The sequence below is a fragment of the Actinoplanes sp. NPDC051859 genome (assembly GCF_044452725.1).
Taxonomy (GTDB): Bacteria; Actinomycetota; Actinomycetes; order Mycobacteriales; family Micromonosporaceae; genus Actinoplanes.
On sequence record NZ_JBITBX010000004.1, the window covers coordinates 467,569 to 487,839 of the forward strand.

Consider the following 20,271-nt stretch of genomic DNA (forward strand, 5'->3'; position numbering starts at 1 on the left):
TCGATTGCCTGATCCGTATCGTAGAAAATAGGCCGCGGGGGTCTGTATGGAAATTCGTATCCTAGGACCTATCGAACTCATACACGATGGCGTCAAGATCGCACTGCCGCGACGTCAGCAACGCCTTCTGCTTGCGCTTTTGGCCTTGGAGGCCAATCGCCCAGTCGATCGAGAGCGCCTGGTCGCCTTGCTATGGGGAATTGACCGTCCGGCCCGCGCCATCCCGACACTCCAGACGCGAATGTCCGAGCTCCGCTCGATCCTGACGAGCACCGGGGCACCGGTCAGGCTGGAGACTCTCGGTCAGCAGTACCTTCTAAGGGTCGACGAGGGACGGGTCGACTCTCGCCGCTTCACCCGCCTACTGGAGGAGTCAAGGGCCGCCGATGCGGCCAGCAAGACTCGGGCGCTCTGTCGCGAGGCGTTGGGACTGTGGCGAGGTGGAGTTTTGGGTGGATTCGCGTCGGACGATCCCCATGCCGCTGTTTGCGAAACTTTAGAAGCCGATCGGCTGGCCATTCTCGAGCTGCTATTCGCAGCCGAACTGGAGCTTGGCAATCATGCCGAGATCGCCGACGAGGTGGTCGCCGTGGTCAACGAGCATCCGACCCAGGAACGATTCGTGGTGCACTTGCTGTTCGCGCTGCATCGTGCCGGCCGAAAGCCGGAGGCACTGACGAGGTACGACCGTTGGCGCCGATGGTTGGCCGACGAACTAGGCGTGGATCCGGGAGCCGAGGTCGAGGCTGCCTACCGGGCAGTTCTCGCCGACGAACCGCCAGCGCCGCCTGCCCTCGACCACCGGGTAGCAGGCCCGTTCGTGCCGTGGATGCTGCCACCTGCGGTCGCGGATTTCACCGGGCGGGAAGACGATGTCCGTGAGCTGCAAGAAGCGGTGCTTTCCGGCCGGCATGCCGTGACAGTGGTGTCAGGCGCCGCAGGTCTCGGCAAGACAACGCTTGCTGTTCAAGTCGCCCACCAGATCGCCGAGCAATTCCCGCACGGGGTCCTCTATGTAAATCTCCGCGATTCGAGCGGGGGCGAGCCGATGGGCCCGGAGGCCCTCCTGGACCAGTGTCTGCGCGCGCTTGGTGTCGACGGGGCAGTCATCCCCGAGTCCGTGAGCGAGGGGGCCGCACTGTTTCGGACTCTGGTGGCCGATCGTCAGATCCTTCTCGTCCTGGACAACGCCGTTTCCGACCAGCAGATCGGCCCAGTACTGCCCAGCGGGCGCGACAATCGGGTGATCGTCACGAGCCGGCGCTCTGTCGGCATGCCCTTCGGGGCACGCACCTTGATGCTCAGCGAACTTCACGACGACGATGCCCTTGACCTCCTCTCGCGCATCGTCGGCTCAGCACGCGTGGCAGCCGAGCCGGAGGCCGCCGTCGGCATCTATCGCCACTGCGGCAACTCGCCGCTGGCCGTACGGATTGCCGCTGCCAAGTTGGCGTCACGACCGCACTGGCCGCTGCGCAAGATGCTCGACGACCTCACCGATGAGCGGAGACGACTCGACGTACTGAGCCACGAACCCCTCGACGTGCGGGAAAGCCTCGAGCTCAGCTACAAGGACCTCGACAGCCCTGCCAAGGTGTTGTTGGAACGCCTCGGCGGCCTCGACATCCCGTACGTGACCGTATGGCTGGCGGCTGCACTGCTGGATACGACGATGGCCCAGGCCGAGCAGCGCCTCGAACGGCTCCTCGATGCGCAACTGCTTTCCCCGGACGGTTTCGCGGGTGACTGGCCCCGCTACCGGCTGCACGACCTCGTTCGGCTGTTCGCCAGAGAAAAGGGCGTGCACACAGACGACGCCGTCCGCCATGAGTACTTGACACGCGGTTTCGGCGCGTGCCTCCGGCTGGCCGATGACTGGTGGCTGGACATCGCCGGCGGTAAACATCACGGTATTCACAGTGCTGCCCCGCGCTGGCCGTCCCCACCCGAACCAGCTTTGGAGCTTGGTTTGGCCCCGATACCGAGCTTCGACTGCGAGCGGGCGGTCGTCTCGGCTCTCATTCGCCGGGCGGTCCGAGCGGGCCACACCGCTGCCGCCTGGGACATCGCATGCAAGGTGTTCGACCCATTCCTCTTCCTGCGCCTCGACCTTGAGGCGGAACGGATTCTGACGTTAGCCCAGGCCCGGACCAGGCAGGACGACGACGAACTCGGCACCGCAAATATCTTGCTGCACCAGGCGGTGCTGGAAATGAACCGGAGTAGGCCCGTTCAGGCCCTTACCGATTACGAGCATGCCTGGATCATCTTCGATCGGCTCGGTGATCCGACCGGTCGCGCACTCGCGGTCTTCGGCCGCAGCATCATCCATCGTCAGCAAGGGAGGCTGGACAGGGCGCGACGGGACTGTGTGGCAGCGATCAGGTGGTTCAGGACAGCAGGCGACTTTGCTGGTGAGGCGCGAGCGATCCACCACCTCGCCCACATCGCGCTGACTGGCGAAAATGGCTTTGTAGCGAACATTGCTTCCGCACCGCTGCCGGCCCCGTCCTGCTCAATGGGTATCTGGGCCGGGCCACGCGAGCCGAAACGGATCCTCGCCGAGGCCCAAGCAAAGCTGTGCTCCCGCGCGTTTTCGGTATCCACGACAGACACCTCGAGGCTGCATTAAGAGCCGACTCACCGTGACCCCGTCTTCACTATGCCGCATGGACGGTGTAGCGAGGTGTGAGACAAACGATGGCCTTGCCGGTGTTCGACCCCTGCAGCAGGCCGACGAGGGCCGCGGGCACCTCGCTGAAGCCCTCGGAAACTGTCACCCGGTCCACAACTTCCCCGCTGCGAAGAAGCGGTACTAGGAAGTCTTCCGCTTCTTCCCGCAATTCTGCGTAATCACGCACCGCGTACCCGCGAACGGACAACGCCTTGAAGTGGATGTCCTGGAAGTTCCGCGGTGGGGCCCAGGGGGCGCTCGCGTCGTACTGGGAGATACCGCCGACGATCGCGATGCGCGCATGCCGGGCGCTGGCCTCGATGGCAGCTTCCAGCTGTTCGCCGCCCACACCATCGAGCGTCGCGGACAAATTGCCGCCGACGTGCTCCGACAGGAAGTCACGCACTGACGTCGTTTTCCAGTTGACGGCGGCATCGGCGCCGAGAACGTCCACCGCAAGCGCGCACTTAGCATCCGTACCGGCCGTTCCCACGATTTTCGCCGCCCCGAGCCGCCGGGCGATCTGGGCGGCGGCAACGCCCACTCCGCCGGCGATGGACGTGAGGAAGACGATGTCGTCGTCGGCGACGGCAAGCACCTTGGTCAGACCGACGTACGCGGTGAGACCCGTGCCACCAAGGATCGACAGATACGATTGCAGCTCCACCCCCTCGTGCACCACTAGGCGGCGGACGCCCGGTTCGTCAGCGTCGAGAACGACGTGTGTCTGCAAGCCGCCCGTGTGAAATACGAGGGTGCCCTCGGGCAAACGGAGCGACCGCGACTGCTCGACTACCCCAATGGCCCGCCCCATCCCCAGCGGGGCATTCAACGGCCACCCCTCACTCATCAACTGGCGCATATAGGGATCAACCGAAAGCAGCAGATTTCGCACCAAAGCCTGACCCTCGCCCACGGGTGCCAGTTCCAGTTCGACGATTCTGAACTGGTCGGTGGTAGCGGTGCCGATCGGCCGTTGAGTCATATGGACGGCGTGTCCTGTGAGCATTTGCGTATTCGTTTCCTTTTACTCGTGCCGTCCGGCGCGTTCCGCACCGGCGGCCCCAGATCAGCATGACCGTGACCGCCGTCCTCCATGAGGTAGTCGGTGTCGATCTTCCGCAAAGGTGAGCAGTTTGTCATTACCGCGCCGAATAGGCGGCCAAAGCGACGGCGCCTTCCGGCGGCCGTCCATGATGGCGCCCCAGGTCGGAGCGAGCGCCATCATGGACGACCTCATGCCACTTGCGTACCGATGCGCGCCCAATCGGCTTATTGCTCTACGAAGCGGCGCGGATGCTCACCCGATGCATGATGCGCTCGGCCGTGTCAGGCAAAGTTGTTGCGGAGTGGAACGCGATCGACGTCTTCCACATCACGATGTCGCCCATCGTCCATCGGTGCCGATAGACGTTATCCGGCTCGTTGAGGTAGGCGTCGATCGCTCCGAACCACCGGTCGTTGTCGTTCGCGTCGAATTCCAACACACGTTCCGTGTAGCCTGCGGACCCGTAGGCGAACCGCTTGCCGGTGTCCGGGTCGCGGGGTGTGAGTGGGTGAACTGCTGGCGGGTACTCCGCATCCACCGCGGCTCGGAATTCGGGCAGTGAAAGGCCGACGTGCTCGGGACGGAACCGGAATCTCCTGCTGTGCCGGTGGTCCGCGTAAGCCGAGGCTCCTCGTTCCGAGAGGTCCGACGGCTGCGCCTCGAGGACCTCGATCGCGCTGGCGAACAGCGTGTCACCGTGCCCTTCAGGGACCAGCACACCCTGCAGGAGCGTGTAGGCCGGCGGGTCGGGTAGATAGCTCGAGTCCTGGTGCCAGAAATTGCCGACTCGGGAAACTCCCACAGGCTTACCGTCGCGCATGACGTTGGAGGAAATCATGAGTTCCGGGTAGGTGGCATGCCGGTACCGGCTGATGTTGAACGGCACCGGTTCTCCGATATGCCGGGCAAGCGCGATTTGCCGCTCTGGACTCATCGCTGCCTCACGGACAACCACGAGGTGCGTGGTCGCCAGCGATTCTCGCACCTGGTCGATGACGGCCGGATCGGTCAGGTCATCGGCCGTCAGGCCTCGAAACTCCGTGCCGAACCCGGGCCTGATCGCGGTCTTCTCGAATTCCTTGGTGGTAGTCACGGGTGCCTTTCTTCGCGGAGAGAGCTGTCCAGGCCGTCAACCGGGTGACTTCGAAGGACGCCATCCAGATGATTGACGAACAAGTAGATTTCATCGGCGGTTCGGTACGGCCCGGGAGCAAGCCGGAATCTTTCCGTTCCGACCGGTACGGAAGGTGCGTTGATCGGCTGCACATAGACGTTGTGAGCACTCCTCAACACCTGAGCCACGGCCTTCACTCGACGAGCCCCCGAGACCAGCACCGGGACAAAGTGCGAGTCGTGATCGAGAAATGGAATTTCCCGCTCCGACAGCAGGCCTTTCAGGAGCGCGACGTTGCGCGAGAGTGAATTACGAAGCTGGTCGCCTTCGCCTCCTTGGACGATCGACAAGGCAGTGTCGGTGCCGGCGACCACCGCAGGTGGCAGCGCGGTGGTGAAGATGAAGCCTGGCGCGGTGCTACGTACGAAGTCGATCACGTCGCGCGGGCCGGCAACGTAGCCACCGACCGTGCCCAGCGCCTTACCTGCCACTCCCTGCACAAAGGTCGCGCGAGTCTCGCCGAGCTCGGCGAGCAGGCCAGCACCACCGGGCCCCCGAATGCCGATGGCGTGCGTCTCGTCGATATAGGTCAGCGCACCGAACTCCTCGGCCAGGTCGCACATTGCGGACACCGGCCCCAGATCCGCGTCCATCGAGTAGATGGATTCGAGAACGATAAGCTTGGGGCGGGCCGGGTCCTGCGCAAGCAGCAGCGAACGAAGATGCTCGACATCGTTGTGCCGGAAGACATGGGTCTCCCCGGGATGCCGGCGGATCCCCTCGATCAGCGAGCGGTGATTCAGACGGTCGGAGTAGACGACAAGTTCCGGAATAGCCCGCCGCAGGACGCTGATGGTCTCGAAGTTGGCGACATACCCGCTGCTGAACAGCAACGCTGCCTCCTTCTCGTGCCATTCGGCGAAACGCTTCTCCAGCAGCGCGTGCGCAACGGCCGTGCCGGAGATGTTTCGCGATCCCCCCGCACCCACACCCTGGGCTCGAAGCTCTGCTGCAGTCCGATCGACCACTGCTGGGTGCTGGCCCAGGCCGAGGTAGTCGTTGCTGCACCACACGGCGATCGTCTGGTCTTCGCAGCGGGCATAGCCCGGCCAGTCAGTGATGTTGTCACTCGCGATGAAGGTGCGGTATTGGCCTGACGCCCGCAACCCGTCCAGTTTCTCGCTCAATCGCGAGCGGACGAGTTCCCCCGAATAGCTGGCGCTGCCAGGACTTGCCAAAGTCGATGTCTCCACCTTGCTCCTCCCAGACCTGAACGCGGTACGGCGCTCAGGTCACTCCCCGTGTCGCGGAAGCCGGCGATGACTGCTTCCGCGGTAGACCGAAACGGCGGGTTGCGCGCAACGTCGATCTGTCGCCGCTGTCCACGTCGAGTGGTCTTCGGCCACCGCCTCGGCTGACGCCAAGGGGGCCTACGCATCGCACGGGTCTCCACCTCGATGGGGCCCTCAGTTCTGCGTTGTCCCAGAGCCTAGGAAGTGCGACTTACCGGATCCTCACCATGGGCACACCGTCATGGCAGCGATGTCGCACGAACTCCGCATGGCCGGAGAAGCGACCCATGTACCCCGCACTCGGCGTGATGCACACCTTGGCCCTGACCCGACTGCGCGAAGTGATCGCAAGTGGAGGCCCGACGTCGCATCATCCACTCTCCCGCGCAGCGCCGGCCCAACCCTCCCGACTTTCGTTCGAGCGACAGGGCTGAATTCCCGCACTTCGTGGGGCTAGGCTGACCCCTGTGAATGTCGTCGGAGCGGACGAGTTCACCCCGGTCCATCGTGGCCGGGTCCGGATGGCGGATTCCGGCCAGGGGTGGCCTGATCAGGAGGCGGTCGACGTGACGCAGGGCAGCGAATCTTCGACACCCGCCGAGGTGGCGCCGCCGGGGGTCAACCCGAACGTGCCGCACTCGGCCCGCATCTACGACTACTGGCTGGGCGGCAAGGACAATTTCGCCGCCGACCGGGCTGTGGGCGAGGCCATGATGCAGGCCATTCCCGGCATGCGGTACATGGCCGGCGAGAACCGCAAGTTTGTCCACCGTGCCGCCCGCGACCTGGTCGCCAAAGAGGGCATCCGCCAGTTCCTCGACATCGGCACCGGCATCCCCACCCGGCCCAACCTGCACGAGATCGCCCAGCAGATCGCTCCCGAGACCCGCGTGGTCTATGTGGACAATGACCCCATCGTGCTGGTCCACGCCCGAGCGTTGATGATCAGCAGCGAAGAGGGCCGCTCGGAGTACATCTCGGCGGACATTCGCCAGCCCGAGGCGATCCTCGACGAGCCGGTCCTGCGGGACACGCTCGACCTGTCCCGGCCGGTCGGCCTCACCCTCATCGCCATCCTCATGCTGCTGTCGGATGAGGACGACCCGTGGTCGCTGGTCGCCCGCCTGCGCGACCAGATGCCTTCCGGCAGCGTCCTCGCCATCACCCACCCGACCGCCGACTTCAACCCGGCCGAGGTCAACCAGGCAGTCGCCGCCGCCACCGGCGCTGGCATGACCCTGGTGGCCCGCACCAAAGAGCAGGTCGCCCGGTTCTTCGGCGACTGGGAGCTGCTGGAGCCGGGCCTGGTCCCGGTTTCCGGCTGGCGGCCGGACGCCCCGGTCGATAACCCCGAGGCTGCGTACTACTGGGCCGGGGTGGCCCGCAAACCCTGACCTACCCGTGAATGAGCGGTGCGGCGCCCCGGCTTGAGCCGGGGCGCCGCTGCGTGTGGGGCCCCGGCCACACGCCAGCAGGGTCGGTGAGGAAGGTCCGGCCGACCGAGCGATCCAGCACGGGGGAACCGGACCGCCCGGCCGGGATCCCGGGCACCGCGAGCGTGCGCGGCGGTGGGTGCTCTGTGTTGCCTCAGGGGGCTCAGCGGTTCGCCGCAGAGCCTGGGTCGGTAGCTGGTGGCGGGGGATCGTCGCGGCGGGTGAGGGCGTAGCGGACCCCGCCGAAGCGGGCGGAGACCGTCGTGGCGCGGGTGGTGGCTGCGGCCATGCCGTCCGGGGCGGCGTCGTCTCGGTAGATGAGGGCTGGGTTGCCGCGCCGCGGGGTGTCGGCGTGGGCTGGATCGCCGGGGTCGATGGGTTCGGGGCCGATGTTGGGTACCGACATGACTTACCTCCGCTCGGACGCTCCCGCCAGAGAGCCTCGCGTCGAGGGCCGCTGCGGCCGTTCCGCGACTGACCCGTCAGATGTCACCCTCCGTGACCCAGATGTGTGTGGGGTACGTGCGTTATCATGCTCACAATCACGTGAGAACGCAAGGCCGGATGCACGTGCATATGCACCACTGGTAACCGGCCCGACACGCACCGCCGGTCCCGTACCGGTCTCACCGTTAGGGAGCTTTCGATGACGCGCATTTACAACGGGATGCCTGCCGGGCAGCTGCAGGGCGTGACCTGGCGGAAGAGTGGCCGGAGCAACCCCAGCGGCAACTGCGTGGAGTGCGCCACGCTGCCGGACGGGAGTGTGGCGATGCGGAACTCGCGGGACCCGCAGGGGCCGGCGCTCGTTTACACGGCTGCCGAGATCGAGGCGTTCCTGGGTGGCGTCCGGGACGGAGACTTCGACCACCTGGTCGGGTGACCCGAGATCATCACGCAGAGTAAGAGCAAGACCGGGCTTTAGGTCAGCCGGCCGATCTCCTGCAACAGCTTCGTCAGGATTTCCTGGGTGCGGTCCGGCGGGTCGGCGTCGATGCACACGCGTTCCATGGCGATCGCATAGTGGTCGACGTCGTCCCGCTTATCCAGGTAAATGGCGCTGGTCAGCTGCTCGACGTAGACCACGTCGGGCAGCTCCGGCTCCGGGAACCGCAAGATTGCGAACGGGCCGCCGGCTGCGGCATGGCCGCCCGCGTGGAACGGAATGATCTGCAGGCGCACGTTGGGGCGCTTCGCCGCCTCGAGCAGAGCCTCGATCTGCGCGCGCATGACGTCCTGGCCCCCGATCGGCCGGCGCAGCACCGCTTCGTCGATGACCGCCCACAGCTGCGGCGGGTCGACGCGGTCGAGGAGCTGCTGGCGTTGCCGGCGCAGCTCCACCCGACGGTCGATCTCGGCCGGGGTGGCTCCCGCGTGGCCCAGCATGATGACCGCGCGCGCGTATTCCGGCGTTTGCAGCAAACCAGGCACAAACTGGATTTCGTACGTCCGGATCAGCGAAGCAGCCGCCTCGAGGCCCAGATAGGACTGGAACCACGGCGGCATGATGTCGCCGAAGTGGTGCCACCAGCCGGGGTTGTTCGCCTGGCGGGCGAGTCGCAGCAATGCTTCGCGTTCGGCCGGATCCACCACGCCGTAGAGGCTGAGCAGGTCGGCGACGTCGCGTTCCTTGAAGCTGACCCGGCCGAGCTCCATCCGGCTGATCTTCGAACCGGAGGCGCGGATCTCGTAGCCGGCATCCTCCCGGGTGATTCCCCGGGTCTCGCGCAGCCGGCGAAGCTGGGCACCGAGCAGGATGCGCAGCACGGTGGGGCCGCTGTTCGGCGCCTCCTCCTGCGAACCCGTGCTCACCTGGCTCCTTGTCCGTGCACCTGGGGAATCTGCAAGTTGCAAAATCCTTCGCGTCTGCATCCTACGGCCGGCGTCAGTACGCGGGAAACCGCATCTTCGGCCCGCTCGACTCAGCCGTACGTTGCGAATGCACGTGCATCCGGCCTTGCGAACGCACTTGATCCCGAGCATGATATCTGACAGTCGGGTGCTTTGCGCTGACGCAGCGTACGGAAAGTTGTCCTTTTCGACGCTCAGAGCAGGGCCGCCCGGCGGATGCGCACCGAGTCATTGCCGGGCCCGCCCCCAGGAGGCTCTCGATGTCGACTCCGACCACCGCCCCGCCGCAGCGAGATCCGGCGGACGTGGCGCCTGCCGACAGCTACCACAAGGCTGACCCCGTCTGGGTCTACCGCGACGGCTGGCGGGCCGGCGTGATCGAGTCCGCCTCACCCCGTGCGGTCACCGTCACCTACCGCCACGGCACCCACTTCGGTACGGGCGTCGACACCTTCACCGCCCCCTACGTGACCCCCCGCGCCGACGAAGACCCGGCGCTCGACCACCGCGAGGAGAACGCCCTCGCCTACCGCCGCCCCCGTCCCGGCACCGACGGCGCCACCCTCCGCACTGGACAAGGCGTGGACCGGTGACCGGCGCCGTGACGCTCTCCGCCCTCATCGGCCTGTGCAGCCTGCTCGCCGGCGTCGCACTCGGCTGGTACCTGCGCCGGACCAACGACTGGTGCCCACACTGCGGCGAACAGCTCGGCTGCGACTCCTGTGGCGCCAAGGCCGCCTGGCCTCGGCACCGCGAGCCCGAGCCGGCCCTCGACAACGGCTGATTCCGCGCGGACGAGCTCACCGTCCGCAGTGCGGCAGACTTGACCGGTGCTAGCCTTCCGCGAATTCGTCCTGAAGGTGCACCAGCGCTGCAATCTCGCCTGCGACTACTGCTACGTCTACGAACTCGCCGACCAGAGCTGGCGGGACCGGCCCGCCGCCATGGGCCGGCACGTGTGGCAGGCCACCGCCCAACGCATCCGCGACCACGTCCAGCGGCACGGACTCGACCGGGTCGACGTGATCCTGCACGGCGGTGAACCCCTGCTGGCCGGGCGTTCCGCCCTGATCTCGCTGATCACCGACATCCGGGCCGCGGTTCCCCAAGCCCGATTCCGTACGCAGACAAACGGCGCCCTGCTCACCGCCGGAATGCTCGCAGCGCTGGCCGCCCAGCAGGTGCGCATCGGCGTCAGCCTGGACGGGCCGCCCAGTCAGCACGACCGACACCGGCGGCACCGCGACGGCCGGGGCAGCCACTTGCTCGCCGACCGGGCGCTGCGCCTGCTCGCGGGGCATCCGGCGTACGCGGGAATTCTGTGCACAATCGATCCCGCCAGCGATCCGGTCGACGTCTACGAGTCCCTGCTGACCTACCGTCCACCGATGATCGACCTGCTGCTGCCGCACGCCAACTGGGCCACTCCCCCGGCCGCGGGCCACGCGGAATGGCTGATCGCCGTGTTCGACCGCTGGTACGACGCCCCGCGCCGAGAGACCCGGGTCCGGCTGTTCGAGGAGTTGATCAACCTGGTGCTGGGTGGGGCGAGCCGCTCCGACCAGGTCGGCCTCAGCCCCGTTGCCGTGGCGGTGATCGAGTCCGACGGCGCGATCGAGCAGGTGGACTCGCTGAAATCGGCGTACCCGGGCGCGGCGGCCACCGGCCTCACCGTCTTCGACCACGACTTCGACGCGGCCGCAGCCCACCCGGGCGTCCTCGCGCGACAGTCCGGCCGCGCCGCCCTGGCCGAACTGTGCCAGTCCTGCCCGGTGCGCGACATCTGCGGCGGCGGGCACTACGCCCATCGGTGGCGGCCCGGCGGCGACTTCCGCAACCCGTCGGTCTACTGCGCCGAGCTACGCCGCCTGATCGACCACATCACCAGCCGGGTCGCTGCCGACCTCAGCGCCAGCGGTTGCCGGTGAGTCGCTCGTAGACCTCGACGTATCGGCTGCGGGTGGCGTCGACGACGTCGTCGGGAATTTCCGGGCCCGGAGCCGTACGGTCCCAGTCGGACTGCGCCGACCAGTCCCGCAGGAACTGCTTGTCGAGATAGCGCTGGGTGCCGCCGGGCTGCCATTCGTCCGCGGCCCAGAACCGCGAGGAGTCGGGTGTGAGCAGCTCGTCGCCCAGCATCAACCGGCCGTTGGCGAAGCCGAGCTCGATCTTGGTGTCGGCGATGAGGCTGCCGTTGCGGGCGGCGATCTCCGACCCCCGGCGATAGATCTCCAGCGTGATCCGGCGCAGCTCAACCGCCACGTCGGCGCCCACGGCCCGCTCCACGTCCGCGTACGTGATGGACTCGTCGTGTCCCTCGCCCGGAGCCACCTTCGTGGTCGGGGTGAAGATCGGCTCGGGCAGCTGAGAACCCTCGATCAGGCCGGGCGGCAGCGGCACACCGGAGACGGCGCCGGTCTTCTCGTATTCCTTGAGGCCGGAGCCGGCGAGGTAGCCGCGGGCGATGCACTCGACCATGACCATGTCGAGCCGCTGGCAGCGCACCGCACGACCGGCCCACTCGGCGGGGACGTCGGTCGCGGAGATGACGTGGTTCGGCACCAGGTCGGCCAGCTGGTCGAACCACCACAGGGACAGCTGGGTGAGGATCTTGCCCTTGTCCGGGATCGCCGTGGGCAGTACCACGTCATAGATGGAGACCCGGTCCGACGCGACGAGCAAAATGTCGTCCCCGTCGGCGTAGACGTCTCTGACCTTGCCCGAGTGCAACAGCTCCACGCGTTCCCCCAGCACCGAGTCCACCGCGAACGCGCACACGGTATCCGACCGCGGGCCCGGGCCGACCGGGTGGTCAGGCCAGCTGGTCGGCCGGGCGTCGGCCGATCGGTAGCAGCGTGAGCACGGTACGCAACGCCAGGCTCCGGCCCTTGAGGCGAGCAAGCGCCATGCCACCCGCGAGCGCCGCGAGGGCAGTGATCGCGCCGGCGAGGACGAGAGCACCGCGGGCGCCCAGGGCGTCGCACAGCCAGCCGATCGTCGGAGCGCCGACGATGCCGGAGAGGGCGGAGACCACGCCGAGGGTGGCTAGCATGCGACCGCGCATGTCCTCGCGGGTGTCGAGCTGGACGCGGGTGGCGATGACCGTGTCGAAGACGACCGCGCCCGCCGCGATGGGCAGGATCAGGGCGGCGAAGCCCAGGATCGTCGGCGCGAGACCGGCGGCGAGCTGGAGCAGGCTGATCAGGAGACCGGCGGCGAGCAGCACGCGCAGGGTGGAGCGGCCGGTGCCGGCCAGCAGCAGACCGCCGGTTACCGCGCCGACCGCGAAGACCGTCGAGAGCATTCCGTACGCCGCGGAGCCCCCGTGCAGCGGTCCGGCGACCATCGCGGCCATCGTGACCTGGTAGTTGCGGCCGAGGGAGCCAAGGATGAAGGACAGCGCGAGGATCACCAGAACTACCGGCTGACCGGCGAGGTAGCGCAGGCCGGCCCGGACACCACCCTGTCCCGGGGCCGGGGCGGCGAGGGTGTGGATCGAGCCCGTACGCATGAGGCCCAGCGCCGCGATGACCACCAGGTAGGTGGCCGCGTTGAGGGCGAAGAGTGCGGCCGGACCGGTGCTGCCGACGAGGATGCCGCCCAGCGCCATACCGAGGATGCGGCCGGTTGAGCTGAGCACCGAGCCGAGGGCCAGGGCGGAGGCCAGGGAAGCCGGCGGGACCAGGGCCGAACCGAAGCGGCCGAGGCAGGGGCTTTCGACGGAGCTGAGCACGCCGGAAGCGAGCGCCACCGCGTAGATGGGCCACAGCTTGCCGGGCTCGACGACCAGGGCAAGGGCGAGGAGGGCTCGGACAGCCTGGAAGGCGATCAGGGCCGGGCGGGCCGGGATGCGGTCGGCGAGGGCGCCGCCCCAGCTGCCCAGCAGCAGGACGGGCAGGGCTTGCAGCATGACGACGACGCCCATGGTGGCCGCCGAGCCGGTCGCCGTGAGGATCAGCCAGTTGAGGCCCAGCACCTGCATCCAGGTGCCGGCCACCGAAACGAGGTCAGCGGCGGCCCAGAGGCGGAAGTTGCGCTCTCGCAACGGTGCGAACATGCCAGGCACGGTGGCGGTACCCCATCAACGCAGAAGAGTGGCGCCGGACTTCGGCGCCACTCGACCTATCGGGCTTTTCTGCGATCTTGCTTCGGGGGTTCGGACCGGAACACCTCAACCGCAACCCAGCGGGTTGCTGTCGGGGTCAGACCCGCAGGGCGCGCAGTGCGGTGGCGAGCTCGCCGCCGGTCGTCCGCAGCTCGCGGGTGAGCTCCTCGGCCTGCTCGACGGCGTCGCGGGCCTGCTCGCGGGTCTCGTTGACGCGGGTCATGGTCTCGGCGATCTGGGCCGCCTGGGCGCCCGCGGCGGAGATGCTGCGGGTCATCATGTCGGCGGTGGCGTGCTGCTCCTCGACCGCGGAGGCGATCGTCGTCTGGTAGCCGTTGACCTTGCCGATGACCTCGCCGATCTGGGTGATCGAGTCGACGACGCCGGTGGTGTCGGCCTGGATGGTGCCGACCTGGGTGGTGATCGAGTCGGTGGCCTTGGCGGTCTCCTGGGCGAGGTCCTTGACCTCGCTGGCGACGACGGCGAAGCCCTTGCCCATCTCGCCGGCCCGGGCCGCCTCGATGGTGGCGTTCAGGGCGAGCAGGTTGGTCTGCTCCGCGATCGCGGTGATGACCCGGACCACGTCGCCGATCTGGGCGGACGAGTCACCGAGCTTGGTCATCGTGCGGCTGGCGTCGGAGGAGGCCTCCATCGCGTCGTTGGCGACGGTGACCGCCTCGGTGGCGCTGCGCGAGATCTCCTGGATGCTGGCACCCATCTCCTGGGCGCCGGCGGCCAGCGTCGCGATGTACTCGGACACCTCCTGCGAGGCGTGCAGCACCTCGGCGGAAGCGGCGACCGAGCTGTTCGCGCCGGTAGCCATGGTGGCGACCAGTGAGCCCAGGCGCTCGGTGGCGCCGGTGAGCTTGCTGTTGGCGCCGTCCGCCAGCTTCACGACCTCGGTGAACCGGTCGAGGACGCGGTTCAGGTTCTCGCCCGCCGGGGTCAGGTCCTTTTCTTCCACGCGTACGGTCAGGTCACCGCCCGCGGCGCGCTCGATCACCGCGACCATCGGGTCCGGGCGCCGGCGCCGGCCGACGAAGAAACCGACGACAATGCCTACCAGCGCGGCTACGACGCCAACGACCATGAGATTCTCCCCCGGAGTTCCGCTTGAGCCCCCTTATTCGGCACTCCAGACGGCCTCTTGAGGTTCGCGTCACCTGTTCATGAGGTTCAGCATCTGCTTGATCTGGTCGGCGCGGCTCTCGCGGACCCGGTTGGCGAACGCCTTGGTCTCGGCGTTGGCACCGCCGGACTTTTCCATCGCCGCCATTTCGACCGCGTTGTGCTGATGCGCCACGAACAGGTTGAGGAACGCCGTCTCGAACGTCTCGCCCTTCATCGTGCGCAGCGCGTCGATCTCCTTCGCGCTGGTGGCGGGCAGGCCACCGTGGTCGGCGTGGGCGCTGGGCGCGTGGTCGACCGTGCTGGGCTGCTGCCACTCGGTCAGCCAGGACTTCATCATCGCGACCTCGTCCGTCTGGGTCGCGTCGACCGCCTTGGCGAGGATCTTGATGTCGTCGCGCTGCGCGCCCTGCTCGGCGAGTCGGACCATTTCGAGGCCCTGCTCGTGGTGCGCGACCATCATCTGCAGGTACATCACGTCGGTGTCGTTGTGCTTGCCTTCCGCCTTGACCTCGGCCTTGGCTTGGGTCACGGCGGCGGGCGTCTGGGCGGCCGGGGTCTCGGGGGCGGTGCCGCACGCGCTCAGCAGGAGCGCGGCGGACACCGCTACGACAACGCGCTTCACAGCGGCAGCCAGAGGGCGAGCGTGTAGACAGACGGCTCCCAGCTGCGGATCGAGGAGTGCGACTGCCGGCACTGGTACTTCTTGCCCTCGAAGGTCACCACGTCGTTGATCTTGTAGGCCACGTTCGGCGCCCAGTCACCCTTGGCCGGGGTGGTGGAGGTGGGTGACGTGGTCGGCGGAGTCGTGCCGGGTGCGGTCGGCGGCGTGGTCTGGGTCGGCGGCGTCGTCTGGGTCGGCTTCGGGTCCGGCTTGCCCGGGTCGTCCGAGGCGCCGCCGATGTTCATGTCGACGCAGTTGTAGAAGGCGTTGACGGTGTCGCCGATGTTCCAGACGGCGAGGACGGTCTGCCGGCCCGGGAACGCACTGAGGTCGATGTCGTGCTTCACGACCGCGTCCGGCTGCTGGTTGCCCCCGTCGACGGTGGCGACCTTCTTGCCACCGACGAAATACTCCCAGTTGCTGGTGCGGTGCCGAGCCGTCATCACCCAGGTGAACGTGACCTTCGTGCCGACGGCCTTGGCGGGCCAGGCGCGGCTCTCGTCGGCGAGGACCGACCACTGCGCTACCCCGCCGTCGCAGGAGTTCCGGCCCTTGGGGGCCTCGACACTCTGCGGCTCGAACTGGACCTGGCCGCAGTCCTTGACCGCGCCGGAGGCGCACAGTGCTTGGCGGCTGGCGGGCGCTGAGACGTACCCGTGGGCCGACGCCGGCGACGTGACCACGAGCGTCGACCCGACCGCCCCGAGTGCCACCAGCGGATAAGCGATGGACCTGCGCATATTCGGCTCCTGAACGTGTCGTCGGGTTGATTACGGCGAGGACCGTAACGACGCGTTCCATAACGGAGCCTTAAAGGCACCGGAAAGGATCATGAAGGCGGCGGCAGGACCATCTGGATCCGTGCCCCGCCCAGCGGCCCCCGAGAAATCTCCAGCCGGCCACCCGCCGCCTCGGCCACCCGCCGCACGATGTCCAGCCCGAGCCCGGTCGACCCGGCCCCGCTGATCCCGCGCCGTACGGCGGCGGCCGGGTCGGCGATCCCCGGCCCGGCGTCGTCGACCAGCAGCCCGGCCGGCGACACCGTCACCCGAAACGCTACGCCTTCCGGGGTGTGCGCGAAGACGTTGCCGAGCAGGGAATCCACGGCAAGGATCAGCTCGCTGCGCGGCAACGGCACGGGTACGGGCGCATTCCCACCGATCACCTCCCACGGCCGGAACTGGTCCTCGGCCAGCGCCGACCAGAACGCCAGCCGGTCGGCGAGCACCTCCACGAGGTCGGTCTGCTGACTGCTGCGGGCCTCCACGCCGAGTCGGGCGCCCGCAATGATCGCTTCAAGCTCCTCGTCGAGCATGTCACAGGCCTGCCGCATCCGGTCTGCGATCGGGCCGGGCGGCATGGTGTCGGCGTCCAGCCGCAGCGCGGTGAGCGGGGTCCGAAGCCGGTGCGACAGGTCCGCGGCCAGTTCCCGTTCGGCGTCGAGCAGGCTGCGCAGGTCGGCGGCCATCCCGTTGAACGCGGTCGCCGCATCGCGCAGTTCGGGCGGCCCGGACGGCTCGACCCGGACGGCCAGGTCACCGGCGCCGAGCCGGCGGCTGGACGAGGCAAGATCGCGGGTGGCCCGGACCAGACGCCCGGCCAGGCGGTCGGCGAACAGCACGGACCCGGCGACCAGCACGATCGCGAGCGCACCGAGGGCCAGCCAGGCGGGCCACACCCCCTCGCGCATGTCCGCGTCCGGCACGAACACCTCGATGACCACCGCCCGGCCGTCGCTGAGCACGCTGGGCTGCAGGTAGACCAGCCCGCCGGCGGCGTCCGCGGTCACCGGTCGCCGGTACTGCCCGGCCTGCCCGATCTCGGTGCCGGTGGTGTGCGAGGTGCCGATCGGAGCGAGTCCGGGCAGGTGCACGGCGAGCCGCCCGGCGCTGCCCGCGACCGTGCTGGCGACCGCGCTGGTCAATAGCTGGGGGTCGGCGTCGACGGCCAGGGCCGCCACGATCGCGGAGGCCTGCTGGCGGGCGTCGCCGATCGCCCGGTCGTGGGCGATCTTCTGCGTGGCGTAGATCAGGGGCACCAGGAAGGCCAGGGCCACCATCGAGGTGATCGCCAGGGCCAGCCGGTTGAGCTGCCACCTCACCGCGGTTCGACCATCATCACGCCGACCCCGCGTACGGTATGCAGAAATCGTGGGGCCGCAGCCGTCTCCCCCAGCTTGCGCCGCAGCCAGGAGATGTGCACGTCGATGGTCTGTTCCTCGCCGATCCGCGACTGGTTCCACACCTCGGTCAGCAGCTCCCGGCGGCTGACCACCTGCCCGACCCGCTCGGCCAGGTAGGTGAGCACGTCGAACTCGCGCCGGGTGAGCTGCAACGCCTCGCCGCGCAGCTCGGCCCGCCGCTGCCGCGGATCGATCTGCAACTCGCCGACGGTGATCACGCTGGGCCCGGTGTCGACGGCGGCCCGGGTGCGCCGCAGCACCGCCGCGATCCGCGCCAGGATGTGCCCGCTCGAGAACGGCTTCGTGACGTAGTCGTCAGCGCCGGCGCTGAGCAGGGTGATGATGTCTGCCTCCGCGCGCCGGGCGGTGGCGACGATGACCGGCACCTGGGAGATGGCCCGCATCATCCGCAATGCGTCGGTGCCGTCGATGTCGGGCAGCCCGAGGTCGAGGATCACCAGATCGGGCTGGTCCTCGGCGAGAATCTTCAACGCCTCGGTCGCCTGGCCGACCGGCCGCACAACGTGCCCGGCGTCGGTCAGCGCCCGGGTCAGCGCCAGAGTGATGTTGCGATCGTCCTCGACCAGCAGGATCAACGCCATGGGCACCACCCTAGGTGTAGGTGAGACGATGGCCCGGTGCGATCACCCCGGAGCCTGCTGCCGCTGCTCGGCTGGTGCGCCGCGACGCTGACCAGCGTGGCGCTGGCCTCCGTGGCGATGCTGCCGGTGCTGCGGACGGCGACCGCGGACGAGGGCACGCTGGTGTCGGTAGATCAGCTTCGCGGCCCGGTGGATCTCCCGTCGGCTGCGCCCCCCACGCCGAGCAGGCCGGCGACGGTCAGCCCGGCACCGCCTACTGCGACGCCCACCAGCACGTCCAGCCCGTCGCGCACCCGGACGCCGACGCAAGAGCCGAAACCCCCGGCGGAGGCCACGGCACCCGCGACCGTCACCAAGGAAGACGGCTGGACGGTCACCACCGCGGCCAACGGAGACCGTACGTATGTGCGCGCCTTCCGGGTCGAGGGCGGGCAGACGGTGATCAGGGCGACCGACGGGGTGATCAAGCTGGTGACGGCGACGCCCAGCGACGGCTTCGCGGTGGCGACGGTCCAGAACACCCCGGACAACCTCGCGGTGTACTTCAACGAGGTCAACCACAGCTTCATCGTGCACGTGGTGTGGCAGAACGATAAGCCGTTCGCCGAGGTCAGCGAGATCGGAACGTGACGTGACGACGGTGGAACGGCCGCCCGCAACCCGGCGCGAACTCAAGGCTGAAGTCGGCGTCGTCCTGCTGCTGTCGCTCGCCCAGTCAGCCGTGTACGCCGTCGTGTCCCTGATCGCGAAGCTCACCGCCGGGAAGCCGCTGTCGCAGCAGACCGCCACGTTGAACCCGTCGCAGTCGCCGCGGCCGTACCTCGATCTGACGTACCAGATGCTCGGGATTTTCTTTGCTCTGATCCCGGTCCTACTGGCGCTGTATCTGCTCAGTCGGGACCGGCTGGCGCCGGTGCGGACGCTCGGGCTGGATTTTCGGCGACCCGGCCCCGACCTGGGCTGGGGCACCGCGCTGGCCGCCTGCATCGGACTTCCCGGGCTGTTGCTGGTTTTCGTGGCGGCTCAGCTCGGGCTGAACGCGCAGATCATCCCGGCGGCGTTGCAACCGGTGTGGTGGGCGGTGCCGGTGCTGATCCTGGCCGCGCTGCAGAACGCGATCCTCGAAGAGGTCATCGTCGTCGGCTACCTGATGACCCGCCTGCGCGAGTTCGGCTGGCGGCTGTGGTGGGTGGTCGGCACCAGCGCGGTCCTGCGCGGGTCCTACCACCTGTACCAGGGCTTCGGCGCGTTCGTCGGCAACGCGGTGATGGGTGTGGTCTTCGCGCTGTTCTTCCTGCGTAAGGGCCGGGTGATGCCGCTGATCGTGGCGCACGGCATCCTCGACATCGCCGCGTTCGTCGGCTACACACTGCTGCCCAAGGAGTGGCTCGACTGGCTCTGACGCGTTCTGCCAACCTTCCCACCCGGCCCGGTACCGGCCGATAGCCTGACCGAAAGCGGCGTAACCGGGCACCGGGAGGCGTGCGATGACCAACTTCCGGCCCGCGCTGGTGCACGCGCAGTCGTGGTGGTTCGCCGCCCTGCTCGCCCGGCGCCACCCGGACCTGATGGTCCTGGAGACGCACTCCCGCGCCGGCGCGTACGACTGCCTCGACCTGCACGACTCGGCCACGACCGACGAGCGGCAGGCGTACCTCAGCATCAACCGGGCCGGAAATCTGCAGTTCCCGCGGACCGGTGCGAACCCGTGGCCGCTCGACCGGCTCTTCACCGAACAGCCGGAGGGCCTGGTCGAACAGGCGGAAAGCGCCGCCGGCCTCCCATCGCCCGCCGACGTCGAAGAACCGACGCCGCGCACGCTCGTCTACCGGACCATCGCTGCGCTGACCTCCATCACCGCCAACGATCGCCGACCGTGGGAGGTCCGGGACCCGTCGCTGCTGCCGGACAGCCGCGACGACCTCTACGCGAAGTTCCCGCTCGCCGCGGAGCGAGCCCGCGAGCATCTGCTGTACGTCGTCCAACGCGCGGGCGAGACGATCGGCGCCCTGGACACCGACGGGTACGCGTACGTCGGCCGCGGCTGCCACTACCTCCCCGAGGTCCATCAGCTGCACGCCCGACACCTGTACCGCACGGTGACCTCGGTGTTCGGCGGCCTCCTCCAGTGAAAACCCCTACCCGGGCATCGGGGACGAACGCGGGGCGATCCCCGAT

General features: G+C 68.2%; 21 protein-coding genes. 9 read left to right on the forward strand and 12 right to left on the reverse strand.

The genetic code is table 11. The annotated features are described in order from the left end of the window. Positions 1-46: 46 nt before the first annotated feature. Positions 47-2,632, forward strand: coding sequence for a BTAD domain-containing putative transcriptional regulator (locus ACIA1L_RS13090; protein WP_396072866.1), 2,586 nt, complete (start codon positions 47-49; stop codon positions 2,630-2,632). Positions 2,633-2,660: 28 nt separating this feature from the next. Here the strand turns inward: ACIA1L_RS13090 and ACIA1L_RS13095 are convergent, their stop codons facing one another. From ACIA1L_RS13095 to hemA, 3 genes are all read right to left on the reverse strand, one after another. Then, entirely contained in the window at positions 2,661-3,683 is a 1,023-nt protein-coding gene (locus ACIA1L_RS13095; RefSeq protein ID WP_396072867.1) for an MDR family NADP-dependent oxidoreductase, read from the reverse strand. A gap of 271 nt (positions 3,684-3,954) precedes the next feature. After that, a complete protein-coding gene (locus ACIA1L_RS13100) occupies positions 3,955-4,815 on the reverse strand; it encodes a TauD/TfdA dioxygenase family protein (protein ID WP_396072868.1) in 861 nt (286 codons plus the stop codon). Continuing rightward, positions 4,812-6,089, reverse strand: a complete 1,278-nt coding sequence (gene hemA / locus ACIA1L_RS13105; protein WP_396072869.1) for a 5-aminolevulinate synthase — start codon at positions 6,087-6,089, stop codon at positions 4,812-4,814. Before hemA ends, ACIA1L_RS13100 begins: the two co-directional genes overlap by 4 nt. A 605-nt stretch (positions 6,090-6,694) precedes the next feature. Here hemA and ACIA1L_RS13110 point away from each other — a divergent pair. After that, positions 6,695-7,522, forward strand: a complete 828-nt coding sequence (locus ACIA1L_RS13110; protein WP_396073059.1) for an SAM-dependent methyltransferase — start codon at positions 6,695-6,697, stop codon at positions 7,520-7,522. Positions 7,523-7,724: 202 nt separating this feature from the next. Here the strand turns inward: ACIA1L_RS13110 and ACIA1L_RS13115 are convergent, their stop codons facing one another. Further along, complete coding sequence (locus ACIA1L_RS13115; RefSeq protein WP_396072870.1) at positions 7,725-7,967, reverse strand: hypothetical protein; 243 nt, start codon at positions 7,965-7,967, stop codon at positions 7,725-7,727. A 240-nt stretch (positions 7,968-8,207) separates the two neighbouring features. Between ACIA1L_RS13115 and ACIA1L_RS13120 the strand changes: the two genes are divergently transcribed. Next, a complete protein-coding gene (locus tag ACIA1L_RS13120; protein WP_396072871.1) occupies positions 8,208-8,444 on the forward strand; it encodes a DUF397 domain-containing protein in 237 nt (78 codons plus the stop codon). 38 nt (positions 8,445-8,482) lie between these two features. On the opposite strand, the gene ACIA1L_RS13125 is transcribed toward ACIA1L_RS13120, so the two are convergent. Beyond that, entirely contained in the window at positions 8,483-9,373 is an 891-nt protein-coding gene (locus ACIA1L_RS13125) for a helix-turn-helix domain-containing protein (protein WP_396072872.1), read from the reverse strand. A 299-nt stretch (positions 9,374-9,672) separates the two neighbouring features. Between ACIA1L_RS13125 and ACIA1L_RS13130 the strand changes: the two genes are divergently transcribed. The 3 genes from ACIA1L_RS13130 to ACIA1L_RS13140 are packed head-to-tail and all read left to right on the forward strand — an operon-like array spanning position 9,673 to position 11,340. Next, complete coding sequence (locus ACIA1L_RS13130; RefSeq protein WP_396072873.1) at positions 9,673-10,005, forward strand: hypothetical protein; 333 nt, start codon at positions 9,673-9,675, stop codon at positions 10,003-10,005. After that, positions 10,002-10,196 (forward strand): hypothetical protein, encoded by a 195-nt coding sequence (locus ACIA1L_RS13135; protein WP_396072874.1) that lies wholly within the window; start codon positions 10,002-10,004, stop codon positions 10,194-10,196. The genes ACIA1L_RS13130 and ACIA1L_RS13135 overlap by 4 nt, the downstream gene beginning before the upstream one ends. A gap of 46 nt (positions 10,197-10,242) precedes the next feature. Continuing rightward, positions 10,243-11,340: an FxsB family cyclophane-forming radical SAM/SPASM peptide maturase gene (locus tag ACIA1L_RS13140; RefSeq protein ID WP_396072875.1), complete on the forward strand. Its 1,098-nt coding sequence runs from the start codon at positions 10,243-10,245 to the stop codon at positions 11,338-11,340. On the opposite strand, the gene ACIA1L_RS13145 is transcribed toward ACIA1L_RS13140, so the two are convergent. From ACIA1L_RS13145 to ACIA1L_RS13175, 7 genes are all read right to left on the reverse strand, one after another. Further along, positions 11,318-12,151, reverse strand: a complete 834-nt coding sequence (locus ACIA1L_RS13145; RefSeq protein ID WP_396073060.1) for a phosphoribosylaminoimidazolesuccinocarboxamide synthase — start codon at positions 12,149-12,151, stop codon at positions 11,318-11,320. The two genes, ACIA1L_RS13140 and ACIA1L_RS13145, sit on opposite strands and share 23 nt — an antisense overlap. A 73-nt stretch (positions 12,152-12,224) precedes the next feature. Then, positions 12,225-13,469: an MFS transporter gene (locus ACIA1L_RS13150; RefSeq protein WP_396072876.1), complete on the reverse strand. Its 1,245-nt coding sequence runs from the start codon at positions 13,467-13,469 to the stop codon at positions 12,225-12,227. 145 nt (positions 13,470-13,614) lie between these two features. Continuing rightward, positions 13,615-14,607, reverse strand: a complete 993-nt coding sequence (locus ACIA1L_RS13155) for a methyl-accepting chemotaxis protein (RefSeq protein ID WP_396072877.1) — start codon at positions 14,605-14,607, stop codon at positions 13,615-13,617. 69 nt (positions 14,608-14,676) lie between these two features. Next, positions 14,677-15,231: a DUF305 domain-containing protein gene (locus ACIA1L_RS13160; RefSeq protein WP_396073061.1), complete on the reverse strand. Its 555-nt coding sequence runs from the start codon at positions 15,229-15,231 to the stop codon at positions 14,677-14,679. Between the two features lie 35 nt (positions 15,232-15,266). After that, on the reverse strand, positions 15,267-16,049 hold the full coding sequence (locus ACIA1L_RS13165) for a lytic polysaccharide monooxygenase (RefSeq protein WP_396072878.1): 783 nt from the start codon (positions 16,047-16,049) through the stop codon (positions 15,267-15,269). 89 nt (positions 16,050-16,138) lie between these two features. Continuing rightward, complete coding sequence (locus tag ACIA1L_RS13170; protein WP_396072879.1) at positions 16,139-17,410, reverse strand: sensor histidine kinase; 1,272 nt, start codon at positions 17,408-17,410, stop codon at positions 16,139-16,141. Further along, a complete protein-coding gene (locus ACIA1L_RS13175) occupies positions 17,407-18,093 on the reverse strand; it encodes a response regulator transcription factor (RefSeq protein ID WP_396072880.1) in 687 nt (228 codons plus the stop codon). The genes ACIA1L_RS13170 and ACIA1L_RS13175 overlap by 4 nt, the downstream gene beginning before the upstream one ends. Positions 18,094-18,129: 36 nt before the next feature. Here ACIA1L_RS13175 and ACIA1L_RS13180 point away from each other — a divergent pair, with 36 nt between their 5' ends. The 3 genes from ACIA1L_RS13180 to ACIA1L_RS13190 all read left to right on the forward strand — a co-directional run bounded on the left by ACIA1L_RS13180 (position 18,130) and on the right by ACIA1L_RS13190 (position 20,225). Further along, complete coding sequence (locus tag ACIA1L_RS13180; RefSeq protein ID WP_396072881.1) at positions 18,130-18,723, forward strand: DNA mismatch repair protein MutL; 594 nt, start codon at positions 18,130-18,132, stop codon at positions 18,721-18,723. Between the two features lies 1 nt (position 18,724). Further along, positions 18,725-19,495 carry a CPBP family intramembrane glutamic endopeptidase gene (locus ACIA1L_RS13185; RefSeq protein ID WP_396072882.1) on the forward strand — a complete coding sequence of 257 codons (771 nt, stop codon included), beginning with the start codon at positions 18,725-18,727 and terminating at the stop codon, positions 19,493-19,495. A gap of 85 nt (positions 19,496-19,580) precedes the next feature. Then, positions 19,581-20,225 carry a hypothetical protein gene (locus ACIA1L_RS13190; RefSeq protein ID WP_396072883.1) on the forward strand — a complete coding sequence of 215 codons (645 nt, stop codon included), beginning with the start codon at positions 19,581-19,583 and terminating at the stop codon, positions 20,223-20,225. Positions 20,226-20,271 lie beyond the last annotated feature (46 nt).

Excerpts from the sequence above, each read along its gene's own strand:
- ACIA1L_RS13130 (WP_396072873.1), top strand. The coding sequence starts at position 9,673 with ATGTCGACTCCGACCACCGCCCCGCCGCAGCGAGATCCGGCGGACGTG.
- ACIA1L_RS13165 (WP_396072878.1), bottom strand. The coding sequence starts at position 16,049 with ATGCGCAGGTCCATCGCTTATCCGCTGGTGGCACTCGGGGCGGTCGGG.
- ACIA1L_RS13175 (WP_396072880.1), bottom strand. The coding sequence starts at position 18,093 with ATGGCGTTGATCCTGCTGGTCGAGGACGATCGCAACATCACTCTGGCG.
- ACIA1L_RS13120 (WP_396072871.1), top strand. The coding sequence starts at position 8,208 with ATGACGCGCATTTACAACGGGATGCCTGCCGGGCAGCTGCAGGGCGTG.
- ACIA1L_RS13190 (WP_396072883.1), top strand. The coding sequence starts at position 19,581 with ATGACCAACTTCCGGCCCGCGCTGGTGCACGCGCAGTCGTGGTGGTTC.
- ACIA1L_RS13155 (WP_396072877.1), bottom strand. The coding sequence starts at position 14,607 with ATGGTCGTTGGCGTCGTAGCCGCGCTGGTAGGCATTGTCGTCGGTTTC.
- ACIA1L_RS13090 (WP_396072866.1), top strand. The coding sequence starts at position 47 with ATGGAAATTCGTATCCTAGGACCTATCGAACTCATACACGATGGCGTC.
- ACIA1L_RS13150 (WP_396072876.1), bottom strand. The coding sequence starts at position 13,469 with ATGTTCGCACCGTTGCGAGAGCGCAACTTCCGCCTCTGGGCCGCCGCT.
- ACIA1L_RS13095 (WP_396072867.1), bottom strand. The coding sequence starts at position 3,683 with ATGCTCACAGGACACGCCGTCCATATGACTCAACGGCCGATCGGCACC.
- ACIA1L_RS13115 (WP_396072870.1), bottom strand. The coding sequence starts at position 7,967 with ATGTCGGTACCCAACATCGGCCCCGAACCCATCGACCCCGGCGATCCA.